The sequence below is a fragment of the Streptomyces sp. NPDC002868 genome (assembly GCF_055563295.1).
This window is the reverse complement of sequence record NZ_JBVHDR010000003.1, coordinates 441,607-459,977: the sequence shown is the minus strand read 5'-3', so window position 1 is coordinate 459,977 and position 18,371 is coordinate 441,607. Positions and strand designations below refer to the sequence as shown.

The following is an 18,371-nucleotide window of genomic DNA, read 5'->3' as shown; positions in this document are numbered from 1 at the left end:
CGAGGACATTCCCCCTACGCCCCTGCGGGCGTAGGGGGAGTAAGGGGGTCCGGGGGGAGTCCCCACCACACCGCGGGCCCCGCGCATCACGCCAGCCGCCGCACCACGTACGCCGAACCCCGCTCCGCCGACTCCTCCCCCACGTACTCCTGCCCCCGCATCTCGCACCACGCCGGGATGTCCAGCCGCGCCGCCTCGTCGTCCGACAGGACCGTCACCGTCTCGCCGACCGGCACGTCACCGATCACCTTCGCAAGCTCGATCACCGGAATCGGGCAGCGCTTGCCCCGGGCGTCGACGATCAGGGATCCCGCCGTGCCCGCCGCCGAAGGCGTCACCGGCGCGCCGAGCCGCTCCCGTACTTCCGCCACCACCCCCGGCAGGACCTCCAGAAAGCGGTCCACGTCCTCCTCCGGCGTGCCGAGGGGGAGCGAGACGCGGACATTTCCCTCCGAGAGCACGCCCATCGCCCGCAGCACATGGCTCGGCGTGAGCGTGCTGCTCGTACAGGAGGAGCCCGACGATACGGAGAATCCGGCCCGGTCCAGCTCGTGCAGCAGAGTCTCCCCGTCGACATAGAGACAGGAGAAGGTGACGAGATGGGGGAGTCGGCGCACCGGATCGCCCACCACCTCCACATCCGGGACCAGCTCCGGGACCCGCGCGCGGATCCGGTCCACCAGGGCCCGCAGTCGTACCGCCTCGTCCGCAGCCTCTGCCCGCACCGCCCGCAGCGAGGCCGCCGCGGCCACGATCCCCGGGATGTTCTCGAAGCCGGCCGACCGCCCCGACTCCCGCTCGTCGGCGGGGCCTTGGGGTGCGAACCGGACACCCTTGCGTACGGCGAGCAGCCCGACCCCCGCCGGACCGCCCCACTTGTGGGCGCTTCCCGCGAGCAGCGACCAGTCCCCGGTCACCGGCCCCCACGCGAGTGACTGCGCGGCGTCGACCAGCAGCGGCACCCCGGCCGCCCGGCATGCCTCGGCGACCTCGGCCACCGGCTGCTCCGTACCCACCTCATGGTTGGCCGACTGCAGGCATGCCAGCGCGGTGTCCTCCCGCAGGGCGGCGGCGTACGCGGCGGGGGAGACCGCTCCTGACCGCTCCACCGGGACCTCGGTCACCGACCGGAAGTCCGCCCCGCCGTCCGCCCCCTCGTACGAGGTCGCCGCATGGAGCACAGAGGAGTGCTCGACCGCGGAAACGACCAGGTGGCGCCCGACACGCCGACGGGCCGCGAGCGCGCCGGAAATTCCCAGGTGAACCGCGCGCGTCCCCGAAGGAGTGAAGACGAGCTCGTCCGGACGGCAGCCCACGGCCTCCGCCGCGGCCTCCCGCGCCGCGTCCAGCAGCAGCCTGGCGCGCCGCCCCTCGCGGTAGAGCCGGGCGGGGTCGGCCCAGCCCTCGTCCAGGGATGCCTGCAGGGCCTGCCGGGCAACCGGGTGCAGAGGAGCGGATGATGCGACGTCGAAGTAAGCCACACTGCCACGCTAACCCCCATACGCGGAGGGGGCGTCAGATGCCCTCCGGAGGCCGGGATTCCAGGGGCGTTCCACCCCTTCGGGGTGTCGGGCGGCGCGTTAAGCACCCTCCCCGCGCGACCCCAAATAGCGTCCAGTAGGGTTTGGTCCGCATAAACATCCAAACCCCTGCCCGCGTCAGGGCCGGCGACCGACCAGCGAGACGGCCGCGGCATGCCGCGCGGGCCGAGACTCTCGGGAAGGCGCTACGTGAGTCCCAACGGCTCCGACCGCTCGTCGCGGCGCCCGATGCGGCGGAAGCTGCTCCAGGTGCTGACCGCGGGCGTGGTCCTGGCGACCGCCTCTGGTTGCACATACAAGGACTTCCCCCGCCTTGGAATGCCCACCCCGGTAACGGAAGAGGCCCCTCGGATCCTCTCCCTCTGGCAGGGCTCGTGGGCGGCAGCGCTCGTCACGGGCGTGCTGGTGTGGGGTCTGATCATCTGGAGTGTCATCTTCCACCGGCGTAGCCGCACCAAGGTGGAGGTACCTCCGCAGACCCGGTACAACATGCCCATCGAGGCCCTGTACACGGTCGTTCCGCTCATCATCGTTTCGGTGCTCTTCTACTTCACCGCGCGTGATGAGTCGAAGCTCCTCTCCCTCTCCGAAAAGCCCGCCCACACGGTCAATGTGGTCGGCTACCAGTGGAGCTGGGGCTTCAACTACGTCGAGAACGTGGAAGGCTCCGAGGGAGACGCCAAGACCAACAAGGAACTGAAGGCCGTCCCGGACAAGTACCGCGCGGACTTCCCGGCGAACGCGGGCGGCGTCTACGACGCCGGCATCCCGGGCACCCGGAACCCCCAGACCGGCAACCCGGGCCCGACCCTGTGGCTGCCGAAGGGCGAGAAGGTCCGGTTCATCCTGACCTCTCGTGACGTCATCCACTCCTTCTGGGTGGTCCCCTTCCTGTTCAAGCAGGACGTCATCCCCGGTCACACCAACGTCTTCGAGGTGACTCCGAACCAGGAGGGCACCTTCCTCGGCAAGTGCGCCGAGCTCTGCGGCGTCGACCACTCCCGGATGCTCTTCAACGTCAAGGTGGTCTCCCCGGAGCGCTTCCAGCAGCACCTGAAGGAGCTGGCCGAGAAGGGGCAGACCGGCTACATCCCGTCTGGCATTGAGCAGACGGACCCGGCCAGGAATGCGGAGAAGAACCAACTGTGAGCATCCTCAACGAACCCCAGGGTGCCGCCGCAGCTGACGACTCGTACGAGAACGAGCTGCCGGTACGGCGCAAGCAGCCCGGCAAAGCCGTCGTGACGTGGCTTACCACCACCGACCACAAGACGATCGGCACGCTCTACCTGGTCACGTCGTTCGCCTTCTTCTGCATCGGCGGCCTGATGGCGCTCTTCATGCGCGCCGAGCTGGCCCGTCCTGGCACGCAGATCATGTCGAACGAGCAGTTCAACCAGGCATTCACGATGCACGGCACGATCATGCTGTTGATGTTCGCGACGCCGCTGTTCGCCGGATTCGCGAACTGGATCATGCCGCTGCAGATCGGCGCGCCCGATGTGGCGTTCCCGCGGCTGAACATGTTCGCGTACTGGCTGTACCTCTTCGGCTCGCTGATCGCGGTGGCCGGCTTCCTCACCCCGCAGGGTGCGGCCGACTTCGGCTGGTTCGCCTACTCGCCGCTGTCGGACGCGGTCCGCTCGCCGGGCATCGGCGCCGATATGTGGATTATGGGTCTGGCCTTCTCCGGCTTCGGCACGATCCTCGGTTCGGTCAACTTCATCACCACGATCATCTGCATGCGCGCGCCCGGCATGACGATGTTCCGGATGCCGATCTTCACCTGGAACGTGCTGCTGACCGGTGTGCTGGTCCTGCTCGCCTTCCCGGTGCTGGCCGCCGCGCTCTTCGCGCTGGAGGCCGACCGGAAGTTCGGGGCCCATGTCTTCGACGCGGCCAACGGCGGCTCGTTGCTCTGGCAACACCTCTTCTGGTTCTTCGGCCATCCAGAGGTGTACATCATCGCCTTGCCGTTCTTCGGGATCGTCTCCGAGGTGATCCCCGTCTTCAGCCGCAAGCCGATGTTCGGCTACATCGGCCTGGTGGGCGCGACCATCGCGATCGCCGGTCTGTCCGTGACGGTGTGGGCGCACCACATGTACGTCACAGGCGGCGTGCTGTTGCCGTTCTTCTCCTTCATGACCTTCCTGATCGCGGTACCGACCGGTGTGAAGTTCTTCAACTGGATCGGCACCATGTGGAAGGGCTCACTGTCCTTCGAGACACCGATGCTCTGGACGATCGGCTTCCTGGTCACCTTCACCTTCGGTGGACTGACCGGCGTCATCCTGGCCTCGCCCCCGATGGACTTCCACGTCTCCGACTCGTACTTCGTCGTCGCGCACTTCCACTACGTCGTCTTCGGCACCGTGGTCTTCGCGATGTTCGCCGGCTTCCACTTCTGGTGGCCGAAGTTCACGGGCAAGATGCTGGACGAGCGGCTCGGAAAGATCACCTTCTGGACGCTGTTCATCGGCTTCCACGGCACGTTCCTGGTGCAGCACTGGCTGGGCGCCGAGGGCATGCCGCGTCGTTACGCGGACTACCTCGCCGCCGACGGCTTCACGGCGCTGAACACCATCTCCACGATCAGCTCGTTCCTGCTCGGTCTGTCGGTCCTGCCGTTCTTCTACAACGTCTGGAAGACCGCCAAGTACGGCAAGAAGATCGAGGTCGACGACCCGTGGGGCTACGGCCGTTCGCTCGAATGGGCGACGTCGTGCCCGCCGCCGCGGCACAACTTCCTCACCCTGCCGCGGATCCGCAGCGAATCCCCGGCGTTCGACCTGCACCACCCGGAGATCGCGGCCCTCGACCAGCTCGAGCACGCCGGCCACGGCGCCAGCGCCATCGCCGGTGAGAAGGAGGCAGGCAAGTGAGGATCCAGGGCAAGATGTTCCTCTGGCTGAGCGTCTTCATCCTCGCCATGGCCATCCTGTATGGCGTGTGGTCGAAGGAGCCGGCCGGTACCACCGCGCTCTTCCTGGGCTTCGGCCTGAGCATCATGATCGGCTACTACCTGGCCTTCACGGCCCGGCGGGTCGACTCCATGGCGCAGGACAACAAGGACGCCGACGTGGCGGACGAGGCCGGCGAGGTGGGGTTCTTCTCCCCGCACAGCTGGCAGCCGCTCTCCCTGGCCGTCGGAGGTGCCCTGGCCTTCCTGGGCGTCGTCTTCGGCTGGTGGCTGCTGTACTTCTCGGCCCCGGTCATCCTGGTCGGTCTCTGGGGCTGGGTGTTCGAGTACTACCGCGGTGAGAGCCAGAACCAGTAACACCGCGTCAGCAACACACGGGCCGGGCCCGGATCCCTCTCACTCCTGAGGGGGATCCGGGCCCCTCGTTTGGAGTCACCCGGCGCGCCGTTGCAGACCTGTCTTCATAACGTGTGCATATGAACCAAACGCCGCGCTTCCGCACCGTTCTCAGCTGCACCCTGCTGGTCGTGTCCTTCGGGGCGGCAGCGGCCGCGTGCGGCGACTCCGACAGCCACCCGCTTGCAGCGAAGCCCTTCGACGCGGCGGAGCAGGTCTCCTTCAACACGCCCAAAAGCAGGGCCAAGGTGGACCCCGACAAGCCCCTGGAGGTCACCACCAACGGCGGCGACGGCCGGATCACCGATGTGACGGTCACCGACGACTCGGGCCACCACCTCGCGGGCGAACTCTCCGCGGACGGCGCCCGCTGGCGCTCCACCGCGCCGCTGTCGGCCGGCGTCAAGTACACCGTGAAGGTCTCCACGGAGGACGAGGACGGCGCCCCGGGCGCACGCACGCTCACCTTCGAGACATCCCCGGCCAAGCGGCTGCTGACGGTCAAGTTCGGCCCGAAGGCGGGCACGTACGGCGTCGGCCAGCCCGTAACCGCGGAGCTCAGCGCCCCGGTCAAGGCCAAGGAGGCCAGGGCCGTCGTCGAACGCGCCCTGAGGGTCGAGTCCGAACCCTCCGTGGAGGGCTCCTGGTACTGGGTCGACGACAAGAAGCTGCACTTCCGCCCGAAGGAGTACTGGCCCACCGGCGCGACCGTCAGCGCCACCAGCAACCTCCAGGGCGTCAAGGTCTCCGACAAGATCTACGGCACCGCCTCGGAGCCGCTGGCGCTCACCATCGGGGACCGAATAGAGGCCATAACCGACGCCGGAGCGCACAACATGACGGTCCTGCGCAACGGAGAAGTGATCAACACCATTCCGGTGACCACCGGCAAGCCCGGCTTCTCCACCCGTAACGGAATCAAGGTCGTGCTCGGCAAGGAGTACTTCGTACGGATGCGCGGTACCAGCATCGGAATCGCCGAGGGCAGTTCAGACTCGTACGACCTGCCCGTCTACTACGCGACACGCGTCACCTGGAGCGGAGAGTACGTCCACGCCGCGCCCTGGTCCGTCGGCTCACAGGGGTACGCCAACGTCAGCCACGGCTGCACCGGAATGTCGACCGGGAACGCCGCGTGGTTCTACAAGACCGTCCGCGAGGGCGACATCGTCAAGGTCATCAACAGCCGCGGGAACGAGATGGACACCTTCGGCAACGGCTTCGGCGACTGGAACCTGGCCTGGGACAAGTGGCGCAAGGGCAGCGCCCTGGTGGCCGACACCAGGGACGGCAGCGACCCCACGGCGGCGGCGCGGCTGCGTCCCCAGGTCTGACCGGCCCAGGTCTGACGGGTCCCGGGCCTGACGGCCCAGGTCCTACGCGTCGACGCCGAGCCGGCCGCGCAGCAGGGCGGCCAGTGCGTCCGCGAACTCCACCGGATCGACCGGAAGGGTCACCGCGGCGTCCGCACGGCTCCAGGTGGCCAGCCAGGCGTCCTGTGGGCGGCCGATCAGCAGCAGCACCGGCGGGCAGTTGAAGATCTCGTCCTTGATCTGCCGGCATACGCCCATGCCGCCCGCCGGAACCGTCTCGCCGTCCAGTACGCAGACGTCGACGCCGCCCGCGTCCAGCGCCTTGAGGACAGCGGGCAGGGTCGCGCACTCCAGGAACTCCACCGGCGGTACGTCGGCCGCCGGCCTGCGTCCCGCCGCCAACCGGACCTGCTCCCGGGTGCCCGAGTCGTCGCTGTAGACCAGGACCGTGGCAGTCGCCTGCATTGTTCCTCCGTCGTTGGATCAGGAACCGATGCGCCGGATGCTACTCCGTCCGACTCCCTGTCAACAGCAGTTCGGGCAGTGCTTCGATGGGCCGTTCGGGCTGGACAAAGCCCACTGACACACCGAACGGCACCCCCCGGAGTGAGGGCGGGATAAGCGACCGACATAATGTCGGTCGTGGCGACAGCAACGACAGTAGAAACCGGGCACGCGCACCCGTCGGTCAATCGGCCGAACCTCACCAGCGTCGGAACCATCATCTGGCTGAGTTCCGAGCTGATGTTCTTCGCGGCCCTCTTCGCGATGTACTTCACTCTGCGATCGGTGACGGGTGCCGAGTTCTGGAAGACGCAGGCGGATCACCTGAACTTCCCGTTCTCGGCGACGAACACCACGATCCTGGTGCTCTCCTCCCTCACCTGCCAGCTCGGCGTCTTCGCCGCTGAGCGCGGTGATGTGAAGAAGCTCCGCACCTGGTTCGTGATCACCTTCGTGATGGGTGCGATCTTCATCGGAGGCCAGGTCTTCGAGTACACCGAGCTGGTCAAGGACGCGGGCCTCTCGCTCTCGTCCGACCCGTACGGCTCGGTGTTCTACCTGACCACCGGTTTCCACGGCCTGCACGTGACGGGCGGACTCATCGCCTTCCTGCTGGTTCTCGGGAGGACCTACGCGGCCAGGAGATTCACTCACGAGCAGGCAACCGCCGCCATCGTCGTGTCCTACTACTGGCACTTCGTCGATGTCGTCTGGATCGGCCTCTTCGCCACGATCTACATGATCAAGTAGTGGCGCGGGCAGCTCGCTGCCTGAAGCAGACACAGTCCAGAAGCATCGACGCAGAAGATCCTGACACCGGGGTAATCCGTGAAAAAGCTCTCCGCACGACGACGCCATCCGCTGGCGGCGGTCGTCGTCCTACTCCTCGCGCTGGCGGCTACTGGGGGGCTGTACGCCGCGTTCGCACCCGCGGACAAGGCGCAGGCCGATGAAACCGCCCAGTCACTCGCCATCAAGGAGGGCAAGAAGCTCTACACCGTCGGCTGCGCCAGCTGCCACGGAACCGGCGGTCAGGGCACCTCTGACGGCCCGAGCCTGGTCGGCGTCGGCTCCGCCGCCGTCGACTTCCAGGTCGGCACGGGCCGGATGCCGGCCCAGCAGCCCGGCGCCCAGGTGCCGGAGAAGAAGGTCATCTACTCGCAGAGCGAGATCGACCAGCTCGCGGCGTACATCGCCTCCCTCGGCGCCGGTCCGATCACGCCGACCGAGAAGCAGTACAGCCCCGAGGGTGCGGACATCGCCAAGGGTGGCGACCTGTTCCGCACCAACTGCGCCCAGTGCCACAACTTCACCGGTGAGGGCGGTGCCCTGACTGACGGCAAGTACGCCCCGAACCTCGAGGACGTGGACCCCAAGCATGTCTACGAGGCCATGCAGACCGGCCCGCAGAACATGCCCTCCTTCCCCGACACGACGCTGCCGGAGCAGCAGAAGCGCGACATCATCGCGTACCTCCACACCGTGAACAGTGGAGAGGCCGAGAGCCCCGGCGGCCTCAAGCTGGGTGGCCTCGGCCCCGTCAGCGAGGGTCTGTTCGGCTGGGTCTTCGGGCTGGGGACACTGATCGCAGTTGCCGTCTGGGTCGCGGCCCACACCGCTAAGGCCAAGAAGTCATGAGTAGCCAAGAGATTCCAGAAGAGAACCTGCCTGCTGAGCAGGACACCGCGCACGGCGCGGTAAAGGTCGCCGACGACCCGTTCGCGGACCCGGGGCTGCCGCCCCACAAGCCGCGCATCCAGGACATCGACGAGCGGGCAGCCAAGCGCTCCGAGCGCGCGGTCGCCTTCCTGTTCACGCTGTCGATGCTGGCCACCGTCGCCTTCATCGCCTCGTACGTCATCTTCCCGGTCGACAAGATCGTGTACATCTGGCCGATCGGCCATGTGAGCGCGCTCAACTTCGCGCTGGGCACCACGCTGGGCATCGCGCTCTTCTGCATCGGCGCGGGCGCGGTCCACTGGGCCCGCACCCTGATGTCCGATGTGGAGATCGCCGACGAGCGGCACCCCATCGCGGCCCCTCCCGAGGTCAGGGCCAAGGTCATGACCGACTTCGCGGCGGGCGCCGAGGAGTCCGGCTTCGGCCGGCGCAAGCTGATCCGCACCACGATGTTCGGCGCGCTGGCGCTGGTGCCGCTCTCCGGTGTGGTGCTGCTGCGCGACCTGGGCCCGCTGCCCGAGAAGAAGCTGCGGTCCACCCTGTGGGCCAAGGGCAAGCAGCTCATCAACATGAACACGAATGAGCCGCTGCGTCCCGAGGACATCGTCGTCGGTTCGCTGACCTTCGCCATGCCCGAGGGCCTGGAGGAGGACAGCCACGACTTCCAGAAGGAAATCGCCAAGGCGGCCCTGATGATCGTCCGGATCCAGCCGGACGACATCAAGGACAAGCGCGAACTCGAGTGGTCGCACGAGGGCATCGTGGCGTACTCGAAGATCTGCACCCACGTCGGCTGCCCGATCAGCCTGTACGAGCAGCAGACGCACCACGTGCTCTGCCCCTGCCACCAGTCCACCTTCGACCTCTCCGACGGCGCCCGCGTCATCTTCGGCCCGGCTGGTCACGCCCTCCCGCAGCTGCGGATCGGCGTGAACGCCGAGGGCAACCTTGAGGCGCTCGGCGACTTCGAAGAGCCCGTCGGTCCTTCCTTCTGGGAGCGCGGATGAGTACTACATCTGAGACGAACCGCAAGGCACCCGCGGGTGAGCGGGTCGCCGACTGGGCGGACGGCCGGCTCGGGATCTACTCCCTGGCCAAGGCCAACATGCGGAAGATCTTCCCGGACCACTGGTCCTTCATGCTGGGTGAGATCGCCCTCTACAGCTTCATCATCATCATCCTCACGGGTGTGTATCTGACGCTGTTCTTCCACCCGAGCATGAACGAGGTCGTGTACGAGGGCTCGTACGTGCCCATGCAGGGCATCCGGATGTCGGAGGCGTACGCCTCGACGCTGGACATCAGCTTCGATGTCCGCGGCGGTCTGCTGATCCGGCAGATCCACCACTGGGCGGCGCTGATCTTCGTCGCGGCCATGATCGTGCACATGATGCGCGTCTTCTTCACGGGCGCCTTCCGCAAGCCGCGTGAGATCAACTGGCTGTTCGGCTTCCTGCTGCTGGTCCTGGGCATGTTCACCGGCTTCACCGGCTACTCGCTCCCCGACGACCTGCTGTCCGGTACGGGCGTCCGGTTCATGGAGGGCGCGATTCTCTCCATGCCGATCGTCGGCACGTACCTGTCGTTCTTCCTCTTCGGCGGGGAGTTCCCCGGCGGGGACTTCGTGAGCCGGTTCTACTCGATCCACGTCCTGCTGCTGCCGGGCATCATGATGGGCCTGCTGGTGGCCCACCTGATCCTGGTCTTCTACCACAAGCACACGCAGTTCGCGGGCCCCGGACGTACGAACAAAAACGTCGTCGGCATGCCGCTGCTGCCGGTCTACATGGCCAAGGCCGGAGGCTTCTTCTTCCTGGTCTTCGGCATCATCTCGATCATCTCCGCGGTCGCTTCGATCAACCCGATCTGGGCTCTTGGCCCCTACCGTCCGGACCAGGTGTCCACCGGCGCTCAGCCGGACTGGTACATGGGCTTCTCGGAGGGCCTGATCCGGGCCATGCCCGGCTGGGAGATCAACTTCGCGGGCCACACCCTCGCTCTGGGTGTGTTCATCCCGCTGATGATCTTCCCGATGATCCTTGCGGTGATCGCGGTCTACCCGTTCGTCGAGTCCTGGATCACCGGGGACAAGCGCGAGCACCACATCCTGGACCGCCCGCGCAACGCCCCGACCCGTACGGCCTTCGGTGTGGCCTGGCTGACCTGGTACGTCATCCTGCTGATCGCCGGTGGAAACGACATGGTCGCCATCTTCTTCCACCTGTCGATCAACCACATCACCTGGTTCGCCCGGATCGCCTTCTTCGTCGGCCCGGTGATCGCCTTCGTCATCACCAAGCGGATCTGTCTCGGTCTCCAGCGCCGCGACCGGGACAAGGTGCTGCACGGACGCGAGTCCGGCATCATCAAGCGCCTGCCGCACGGTGAGTTCGTCGAGATCCACGAGCCGCTCTCGCAGGGCGAGCTGTACAAGCTCACCTCGCACGAGCAGTACAAGCCGGCCGAGATCGGCCCGACGGTCGACGAGAACGGTGTCGAGCGCAAGGTGAAGCTCACGGAGAAGCTGCGGGCCAAGCTCAGCAAGGGCTACTACGGGGGAGACAGCCAGATCCCCAGGGCCACGGTCGAGGAGTACAAGGAGATCACGAGCGGCCACGGCCACCACTGATCCCACCCGACCGCGAGGTCGCCACAGCTGGAGCCCCGTCCATTCGTCGGACGGGGCTCTTCGCTGTCTGCTGGGCTGGATAGGGTGGACCCATCCCTATTCGGCTGTGGACCCAGGAGTGGACCATGAACGTTGTGACCCCGGTTGGCGGCGACAGCGTGGCGGACCTCTCCTGGCCCCAGGTGCTGAACGCTCTCCTCGACAACCGCGACCAGAGCGCGGAGGCCACCGCGTGGGCCATGGACCGCATCCTCAGCGGCGAGGCGACGAACGCGCAGATCGCAGGCTTCGCGGTCGCCCTGCGCGCCAAGGGCGAGACCGTCGAGGAGATCTCCGGTCTCGTACGGACCATGTACGCGCACGCGAACCTGATCGAGGTGCCCGGGCCGAGCGTCGACATCGTCGGGACCGGCGGCGACGGCGCCAAGACCGTGAACATCTCCACCATGTCCGCGATCGTGGTCGCGGGGACGGGTGCGAAGGTCGTCAAGCACGGCAACCGCGCCGCGTCGTCGGCGAGCGGCGCGTCCGACGTACTGGAGAAGCTCGGCGTCAATCTCGAGCTCACCCCGCAGCGGGTCGCCCAGGTCGCGGAAGAGGCGGGCATCACCTTCTGCTTCGCGGTGAAGTTCCACCCGGCGCTGCGGCATGTGGCGGCCGCCCGCAAGGAGCTGGGCATCCGCACCACGTTCAACTTCCTCGGCCCGCTCACCAACCCGGCGAAGGTGAAGGCACAGGCCACCGGTGTCGCGGACGCGCGGATGGCGCCGATTCTGGCCGGTGTACTGGCCGAGCGCGGTTCCTCGGCGCTGGTCTTCCGCGGCGACGACGGCCTCGACGAGCTGACCACGACGGCGACCTCCCGGGTGTGGGTGGTACGGGACGGGGCGGTGCGCGAGGAGGCCTTCGACCCGCGGGACATCGGCATCGGCCTGGTGCCGGTCGAGGCCCTGCGCGGCGCCGACGCCTCGTTCAACGCGGATGTCGCGCGCAGGCTGCTCGGCGGTGAGACCGGGCCCGTACGGGACGCGGTGCTGCTCAACGCGGCGGCGGCTCTCGTCGCGCTGGAGCCGACGGACGGCACGCTGAACGAGCAGCTGGCGGCGGGCATCGAAAGGGCCGCCGAGTCGATCGACTCCGGTGCGGCCAGAGCGGTGCTCGAGCGGTGGGTTGCCGCGAGCAACGCCTGAGACTGCAGTGGCGTGAGGCAAGGCGTGGTTCGGTTCCTGTCTCAGGAACTGGACCTCGCCTTGCACACTGTGGGACGTATGGCAGGATGCTCCTCAAGGTCATGAGTGACAGCTACGGCCCCGGCTCGCTGTCCGGCAACCCTCCGTCCGTGGCGGGGTGCCCCGGGTGAAGACCAGGCCGTAGGCAGCGAGGTCTGCGGCAAGCGCGGACCCCTGCAAGCCCTGGGGTCCTGGTCCTCAAGGGAGCAGTCTCGTGAGCAAGCGAATGCGATAGGGCTACACGCCCCTTCTTCAGTACGCCTCCGTGCGGCGTTGCCGTGTGTTCGAGGCAACCCCTGTGCGCCGAGCGGCCGTTGAGTGCCGCGCACAGGTTCTACCGAAGCCTCCCCCTGACTTCGTCGGGGGGACCCCCAGCCTTGTCCTGCCGGGAGATACCGCCATGTCCGCACGCCCGAACGCCGTTGCCACCGCTGTCGCCCCCGCCGCTGTCGCCACCGCTGATGCCGACCCCGCCTGTGCCGCGCCGCTTCCCGTCCTCGGCCGGGACGTCACCGTCCCGCTCGTCACCGGCGGCGAAGTCACCTACGCCGCACTCGACTACGCGGCGAGCGCCCCGGCCCTGCAGCGGGTGTGGGACGACGTGGCCGCGTACGCCCCGTACTACGGCAGCGTGCACCGCGGCGCCGGGTACCTCTCGCAGCTGTCCACCGACCTCTTCGAGAACAGCCGGGTCACGGTCGCCGAGTTCCTCGACTGCCGCCCGGACGACCAGGTGGTCTTCACCCGCTCCACGACCGACTCGCTGAACCTGCTGGCGGCCGTGATCCCCGCCGACTGCGAGGTCTTCGTCTTCGAGACCGAGCACCACGCCTCGCTGCTGCCCTGGAGGGACGCGCGGGTGACGTACCTGAACGCGCCGCGCACGCCGGAGGACGCCATCGCCACGCTGGAGCGCGCGCTCGCCGAACGTGACCCGTACGGCGCGGCGCTGGTCTGCGTGACCGGTGCGTCCAATGTCACCGGTGAGCTGTGGCCGGTGCAGGAGCTCGCGGCCGCCGCGCACGCCCACGGCGCGCGGATCGTGCTCGACGCGGCTCAGCTCGCGCCCCACCACCCGGTCTCCGTACAGGAGTTGGACGTCGACTGGGTGGCCTTCTCCGGGCACAAGCTGTACGCGCCGTTCGGCTCGGGCGTGCTGGCCGGCCGTGCGGACTGGCTGCAGGACGCGGAGCCGTACCTCGCGGGCGGCGGTGCCTCGCGCAAGGTCGCGCGGCGCGCGGACGGCGGCGTGGACGTCGACTGGCACACCACGGCCGCCCGTCACGAGGCCGGTTCGCCGAACGTCATCGGCGTCTACTCCATCGCCTCCGCCTGCAAGGCGCTCACCGAGGCGGGCTTCGACAACCTGGTCGCCCGGGAGCAGCACCTCGTCGCGAAGGTCCGCGCGGGCCTGGCCGAGGTGGCCGATGTGAAGGTGCTCTCGCTGTTCGGGGACGACTCCCCCTCGCGTTCCGCTGGGGGGACCCCCACGCGGGTCGGCGTCATCTCCTTCGTCGTCGAGGGCTGGAACAGCTCGCACTTCGCGGCCGCGCTCTCGGCGGAGTACGGCATCGGCGTACGGGACGGGCTGTTCTGCGCGCACCCGCTGGTACGGACCCTGCTGGGCAGCGACCCGCAGGACCCGGGCGAGTGCGGCGCGCCGGAGGCTGCGCCGGGCGAAGCCTCGCTGAACGCGATCCGGGTGAGCTTCGGGGCGGGTACGCCGGACGAGCATGTGGAGCGTTTCGTACGGGCGGTGAAGGAGCTGGTGCGCGAAGGCGCCAAGTGGAACTACCGCACGGAGGACGGCCGCTGCGTCCCGGCCGTGTGACACCGGGCTCCGCCCCGGACCCGGACAAGCCCGCGCCCAAAGGCGCGGGCTTGTTGTGTATGTGGCACCACGCGCTACGAGTCCAGGCCGATCGCGAACGCCGCCTCCAGGTCGTGCTGCGAGTACGTACGGAACGCCACATGCGTGTCCGTGCCCTCGACGCCCTGGATCTTGCTGATGCGGCCCGGGATGACGTCCGCCAGGTCGTCGTGCTTGGCCACCCGCACCATCGCGATCAAGTCGTACGTGCCGGTGACGGAGAAGACCTCGCTGACGCTGTCCAGCGCAGCGATCGACTCGGCGATCTCGGGGATGCGGTCCACGCTGGTCTTGATGAGCACGATCGCGGTGATCACGGTTGGCTTTCTCCCTCGGTGGCCGCTGCTTGGGCCTTCACTCTAGTCGCATGCCGGAATCGTCCCCAGGCGTAGAGAAACCCGGCCCCGAACCCCACCAGATGCGCGAGATACGCGACGCCGGGGCCGCTGCCCGCGCCCTGTGCAGCCAGCCACTGCAGGACGAACCAGAAGATCAGCACAATCCACGCGGGGAAGCGCAACGGCAGGAAGAAGAGGAACGGAAAGAGACTGGTGACCCGGGCCTTAGGGAAGAGGAAGAGGAACGCGCCGAGCACGCCCGAGATCGCCCCGGATCCTCCCACCAGGGTCTGCTCGGAGTCGGCGTTGGCCGCCGCGTAGGCGAGCAGCGCGAGATAGCCGCAGCCCACATAGAAGAGGGCGAACTCCAGCTGCCCCATGCGCTCCTCGGCCATCGCCCCGAAGACGTAGAGGAAGAGCATGTTGCCGAGCAGATGCAGCCAGCTGCCGTGGACAAAGAGGGCGGTGAGAGGGGTGAGGAGCGGGTGGAGGGTGCCGGGTGAGCTGTTCAGCAGTTCCGCCGGGATCACGCCCCAGCGTTCGAAGTACGCGCTCTGGGCGGCGAGCAGTGTGTCACCGGTGCCGTACACAGGGTTGAGGCCTGAGACCGGGCTGAGGAGGAACACCGCACAGCACACGGCGATCACGCCGTATGTCACCGCGGGCCCCGTCACCGCGACCCGTACCGCAGCCCGTGCCGCGCCCTGCCAACTGATCATGGACAGAGCATGGCGTAGTGGGCCTGAACGGTACAGAGTGCCTCGCCGCTCCATCGGGTCCCGGCGAGGCCGTAGGGTTACGGGCAGTACATCCGCGGTTCGACGGCGCACAGCGGCACCTGCATACGCACGACGAAAGAGGACGGCACGATGACGACGGTTCCCCCGCCGACGGCCGGTACCCGCTGGCGCTGCACGCTCTGCGGCAACCTCACACGCTTCGATGTCACCCGTTCCTCCAAGGTCGTCGAATACGTCCATCTGGACCTGGCCGGAGAGCCGACGGTCGAGGAGCGCGAGGTGGTCAGTGAGACCATCGAGTCGGTGCGCTGCCGTTGGTGCAACGCGGTGGACCAGATCGAGCTGGTGGACAGGCCGGGCGCCGGCTCCTGAGGGAGCGGCCCGAACGGGTAGTGGGGTGACGGATCGTGGAGCAGCCTGCAAGCGGCGCTGAGCCGGCCGGTGCGGCCGGTGACGCCGCCGAGGCGCTCGACCGCCCGTTGCCGGAAGGCGTACGGCGCAGGGTCATGGCGCTGGTCTCGGACGCTTTCGGCGGCCTGACCGTTGCCGAACTTCCGGCCCAGCTGCGGCAGTACGCCCGGTTCACCCCCACCCGGCGCGCCAAATTCGCGGGCAACGCGATGGCCGCCGCCCTCGAGAGCGACCCGGTTTTCCGGCAGCGTATCGGCGAGCGGCTCAGCCAGGCCCAGCCGGAGCTGTCCCGGGCGCTGGAGTCCGGATCGCCGCCCGCGGCCGCCGACCCCGTCGATGTGGCGGCCGCCGCCTATGTGCTGCGACCCACCGGATGGGTGAAACTTGTCGCCGCCGCGGGTGAGGAGGCCCTGCGTGCGGACGCCGAGCGCGCCGACGAGGCCGGGCGGCGCGAGCTGGAGCGGCTGCGCGAGGAGCTGACGGAGGCTCGCGGCCTGACCAAGAGCGAGACCGAGCGGCTGCGCACGGAGCTGGAGGCGGCCCGCAAGGAAGCCGAAACGCTTCGCCGAAAGCTGCGCAGCGCCCAGAGCGATGTGAAGCGCGGCGAGGCCGCTCTGCGCCGTAGAGACGCCGATATCGAAGCCATCAGGTCGGAGGTCGCGGCCCAGGTCTCGGCGGCCGAGAGTGAGAGCCGCCGGCTCAAGGCCCGCCTCGGCGAGGCGGAGGCCGCGCTGGAGGCGAGCCGCCGGGCCGCCCGGGAGGGTCGCTCGATCGAGGACATGCGGCTGCGGCTGCTGCTGGACACGGTGCTCGACGCGGCCCAGGGGCTGCGTCGGGAACTGGCCCTGCCGCCCGCCTCCGTCCATCCCGCCGACACGGTCGACGCGGTCGAGCCGGGCCGGATGTCGCCCAAGGACATCGCGGCCCGTGCGCTCTCCGAGTCCGATCCCGCGCTCCTCGACCAACTGCTCGCGCTGCCGCAGGCGCATCTGGTGGTGGACGGTTACAACGTCACCAAGACCGGCTATCCGACGATGCCGCTGGAGAAGCAGCGGCTGCGGCTGCTCGGCGGTCTCTCGGTGCTCGCGGCGCAGACCGGCGCCGAGATCACCTGTGTCTTCGACGGGGCGGAGCTGGCCGCTCCGGTGCTGCTGGCACCGCCGCGCGGAGTGCGGGTGCTGTTCTCCAAGCCGGGCGTGACCGCCGACGAACTGATCCGTCAGCTGGTACGGGCGGAGCCGCCGGGGCGGCCCGTGGTGGTGGTCTCCACCGACCGCGAAGTCGCCGACGGAGTGGCGAAGGCGGGCGCGAGGCCCGTCGCGTCCGCCTTGTTGCTGAAGCGGCTTTCGCGTGTCTAGTTAACTGCCGTGCCAAATGCCCGAATTAGCTATTTGTCTGACGGACGTAGTGTCAAGTGGCAATTACTACGCGTGTGATGCGGGTAAAGAAAACGCTCAGCGACCGAGATTTTTCTCGACAGGATTTGAACTGATCACGGGAAGGTCACTAGGGTCGGGCCTCGAACCTTCGCGCGGTTGATCGCCCACCCGGGGCGACAGCGAAGGAACCGCCGAGTTCGTGCAGTTCAGTCCTTTATTTCCCCGTAAGGACCTGAAGTGCGGACGCCGGGGATTCAACCCCCCACAGCCCGGTAGGCGGCTCGAGGAAGAAGGAGCTCGCCTTCGTGGCGTCCCACCGTCGTCCCAAGCAGCCGAGCCGCACCCGTGTGACCGTGCTCACCGCGACCGCCGCCGCGGCCGTTGCCCTGACCTCCCAGGCCGCACAGGCCGACCCGAAGCCGAGCAAGAGCGAGGTCAAGGAGAAGGTCGACAAGCTCTACGAAGAGGCAGAGGCGGCCACCGAGAAGTACAACGGGGCCAAGGAGCAGCAGGGGAAGATCCAGAAGCAGGTCGACGCCCTGCAGGACAAGGTCGCCCGCGGACAGGACGAGCTCAACACCCTGCGCGACGGCCTCGGTTCGGTGGCGAGCGCCCAGTACCGCTCCGGTGGCATCGACCCCGCGGTGCAGCTCTTCCTCTCCTCGGACCCGGACACCTACCTGGAGAAGGCCTCCGCGCTGGACCAGCTGGGCGCCAAGCAGTCCGAGGCGCTGTCGGAGATCCAGGCCAAGCAGCGGACCCTCGCGCAGCAGCGCCAGGAGGCCCAGGACAAGCTTGCCGACCTGGCCAGCACCCGCAAGGAGCTGGGCGAGAAGAAGAAGGAAGTCCAGACCAAGCTCGCCGCCGCGCAGAAGCTCCTCAACTCGCTCACCGCGCAGGAGCGTGCCGCTCTCTCGGCCGACGAGTCGCGCGCCAACCGCGCCAGCTCGCGTGCGGACCTCGGTAATTCGGTCCCCGCCTCGCAGCGCGCGGGCGCGGCCTTCTCCGCCGCCCAGAGCAAGATCGGTTCGCCGTACGTCTACGGCGCCTCCGGTCCCAGCTCCTTCGACTGCTCCGGGCTGACCTCCTGGGCGTACGCGCAGGCCGGTGTCTCCATACCGCGCACCTCCCAGTCGCAGGCCAGCGCCGGCACCCGCATCTACTCGCAGGGTGCGCTCCAGCAGGGCGACCTGGTCATCTTCTACGGGGACATGCACCACGTCGGCTTCTACGCGGGCAACGGCCAGGTGCTGCACGCCCCGAAGCCCGGTGCCAGCGTGCGCTACGAGTCGATCAACAACATGCCGTTCCAGTTCGGCGTACGCATCTGACGCCCAATCGGGGGATTTCCCGCGCCTGTAACTGACGTCGCGCCCCGCCGGTGACCTGTGGTCTCCGGCGGGGCGTCACTTTCTGTGCAT

Annotated in this window: 17 protein-coding genes and 1 riboswitch; of the genes, 13 read left to right on the top strand and 4 right to left on the bottom strand. The window is 68.1% G+C overall.

The window, feature by feature from the left end; translation table 11 throughout:
* Window positions 1-86 precede the first annotated feature (86 nt).
* A complete protein-coding gene (locus ACZ3H8_RS12815; RefSeq protein WP_467400804.1) occupies window positions 87-1,481 on the bottom strand; it encodes an aminotransferase class V-fold PLP-dependent enzyme in 1,395 nt (464 codons plus the stop codon).
* 249 nt (window positions 1,482-1,730) lie between these two features.
* On the opposite strand from ACZ3H8_RS12815, the gene ctaC reads away from it, so the two are divergent.
* The 4 genes from ctaC to ACZ3H8_RS12795 all read left to right on the top strand — a co-directional run bounded on the left by ctaC (window position 1,731) and on the right by ACZ3H8_RS12795 (window position 6,191).
* Window positions 1,731-2,690 carry an aa3-type cytochrome oxidase subunit II gene (ctaC, locus tag ACZ3H8_RS12810; protein ID WP_467400803.1) on the top strand — a complete coding sequence of 320 codons (960 nt, stop codon included), beginning with the start codon at window positions 1,731-1,733 and terminating at the stop codon, window positions 2,688-2,690.
* Window positions 2,687-4,423, top strand: coding sequence for an aa3-type cytochrome oxidase subunit I (ctaD, locus tag ACZ3H8_RS12805; protein WP_467400800.1), 1,737 nt, complete (start codon window positions 2,687-2,689; stop codon window positions 4,421-4,423). The genes ctaC and ctaD overlap by 4 nt, the downstream gene beginning before the upstream one ends.
* Window positions 4,420-4,818 (top strand): cytochrome c oxidase subunit 4, encoded by a 399-nt coding sequence (locus tag ACZ3H8_RS12800; protein WP_307663974.1) that lies wholly within the window; start codon window positions 4,420-4,422, stop codon window positions 4,816-4,818. Before ctaD ends, ACZ3H8_RS12800 begins: the two co-directional genes overlap by 4 nt.
* A gap of 119 nt (window positions 4,819-4,937) precedes the next feature.
* Window positions 4,938-6,191: a L,D-transpeptidase gene (locus tag ACZ3H8_RS12795; RefSeq protein WP_467400798.1), complete on the top strand. Its 1,254-nt coding sequence runs from the start codon at window positions 4,938-4,940 to the stop codon at window positions 6,189-6,191.
* 42 nt (window positions 6,192-6,233) lie between these two features.
* Here the strand turns inward: ACZ3H8_RS12795 and ACZ3H8_RS12790 are convergent, their stop codons facing one another.
* On the bottom strand, window positions 6,234-6,635 hold the full coding sequence (locus ACZ3H8_RS12790) for a hypothetical protein (RefSeq protein WP_467400795.1): 402 nt from the start codon (window positions 6,633-6,635) through the stop codon (window positions 6,234-6,236).
* Window positions 6,636-6,803: 168 nt separating this feature from the next.
* Between ACZ3H8_RS12790 and ctaE the strand changes: the two genes are divergently transcribed.
* The 6 genes from ctaE (at window position 6,804) to ACZ3H8_RS12760 (ending at window position 14,043) form a co-directional block, all read left to right on the top strand.
* Window positions 6,804-7,424, top strand: coding sequence for an aa3-type cytochrome oxidase subunit III (gene ctaE / locus ACZ3H8_RS12785; protein ID WP_307663977.1), 621 nt, complete (start codon window positions 6,804-6,806; stop codon window positions 7,422-7,424).
* A gap of 78 nt (window positions 7,425-7,502) precedes the next feature.
* Window positions 7,503-8,312: a cytochrome bc1 complex diheme cytochrome c subunit gene (gene qcrC, locus ACZ3H8_RS12780; RefSeq protein WP_467400792.1), complete on the top strand. Its 810-nt coding sequence runs from the start codon at window positions 7,503-7,505 to the stop codon at window positions 8,310-8,312.
* Window positions 8,309-9,361: a cytochrome bc1 complex Rieske iron-sulfur subunit gene (qcrA, locus tag ACZ3H8_RS12775; RefSeq protein ID WP_467400789.1), complete on the top strand. Its 1,053-nt coding sequence runs from the start codon at window positions 8,309-8,311 to the stop codon at window positions 9,359-9,361. Before qcrC ends, qcrA begins: the two co-directional genes overlap by 4 nt.
* Entirely contained in the window at window positions 9,358-10,983 is a 1,626-nt protein-coding gene (gene qcrB / locus ACZ3H8_RS12770; protein WP_467400787.1) for a cytochrome bc1 complex cytochrome b subunit, read from the top strand. Before qcrA ends, qcrB begins: the two co-directional genes overlap by 4 nt.
* 125 nt (window positions 10,984-11,108) lie before the next feature.
* On the top strand, window positions 11,109-12,173 hold the full coding sequence (trpD, locus tag ACZ3H8_RS12765) for an anthranilate phosphoribosyltransferase (protein WP_467400785.1): 1,065 nt from the start codon (window positions 11,109-11,111) through the stop codon (window positions 12,171-12,173).
* Between the two features lie 97 nt (window positions 12,174-12,270).
* A riboswitch (SAM riboswitch) is annotated at window positions 12,271-12,385 on the top strand.
* 227 nt (window positions 12,386-12,612) lie between these two features.
* Complete coding sequence (locus ACZ3H8_RS12760) at window positions 12,613-14,043, top strand: aminotransferase class V-fold PLP-dependent enzyme (RefSeq protein WP_467400782.1); 1,431 nt, start codon at window positions 12,613-12,615, stop codon at window positions 14,041-14,043.
* Window positions 14,044-14,117: 74 nt separating this feature from the next.
* On the opposite strand, the gene ACZ3H8_RS12755 is transcribed toward ACZ3H8_RS12760, so the two are convergent.
* Together ACZ3H8_RS12755 and ACZ3H8_RS12750 are read right to left on the bottom strand one after the other, a co-directional pair.
* Complete coding sequence (locus ACZ3H8_RS12755; protein WP_307663983.1) at window positions 14,118-14,399, bottom strand: Lrp/AsnC family transcriptional regulator; 282 nt, start codon at window positions 14,397-14,399, stop codon at window positions 14,118-14,120.
* A complete protein-coding gene (locus ACZ3H8_RS12750; protein ID WP_467400777.1) occupies window positions 14,396-15,139 on the bottom strand; it encodes a rhomboid family intramembrane serine protease in 744 nt (247 codons plus the stop codon). Before ACZ3H8_RS12750 ends, ACZ3H8_RS12755 begins: the two co-directional genes overlap by 4 nt.
* A 150-nt stretch (window positions 15,140-15,289) precedes the next feature.
* On the opposite strand from ACZ3H8_RS12750, the gene ACZ3H8_RS12745 reads away from it, so the two are divergent.
* The 3 genes from ACZ3H8_RS12745 (at window position 15,290) to ACZ3H8_RS12735 (ending at window position 18,281) form a co-directional block, all read left to right on the top strand.
* Window positions 15,290-15,532 carry a hypothetical protein gene (locus ACZ3H8_RS12745; protein WP_307663985.1) on the top strand — a complete coding sequence of 81 codons (243 nt, stop codon included), beginning with the start codon at window positions 15,290-15,292 and terminating at the stop codon, window positions 15,530-15,532.
* Between the two features lie 35 nt (window positions 15,533-15,567).
* Window positions 15,568-16,929 carry an NYN domain-containing protein gene (locus ACZ3H8_RS12740; RefSeq protein WP_467400774.1) on the top strand — a complete coding sequence of 454 codons (1,362 nt, stop codon included), beginning with the start codon at window positions 15,568-15,570 and terminating at the stop codon, window positions 16,927-16,929.
* Window positions 16,930-17,255: 326 nt separating this feature from the next.
* The gene (locus ACZ3H8_RS12735; RefSeq protein ID WP_398987721.1) at window positions 17,256-18,281 is read left to right on the top strand and encodes a C40 family peptidase; all 1,026 of its coding nucleotides are present in this window, start codon (window positions 17,256-17,258) and stop codon (window positions 18,279-18,281) included.
* Window positions 18,282-18,371: the final 90 nt, after the last annotated feature.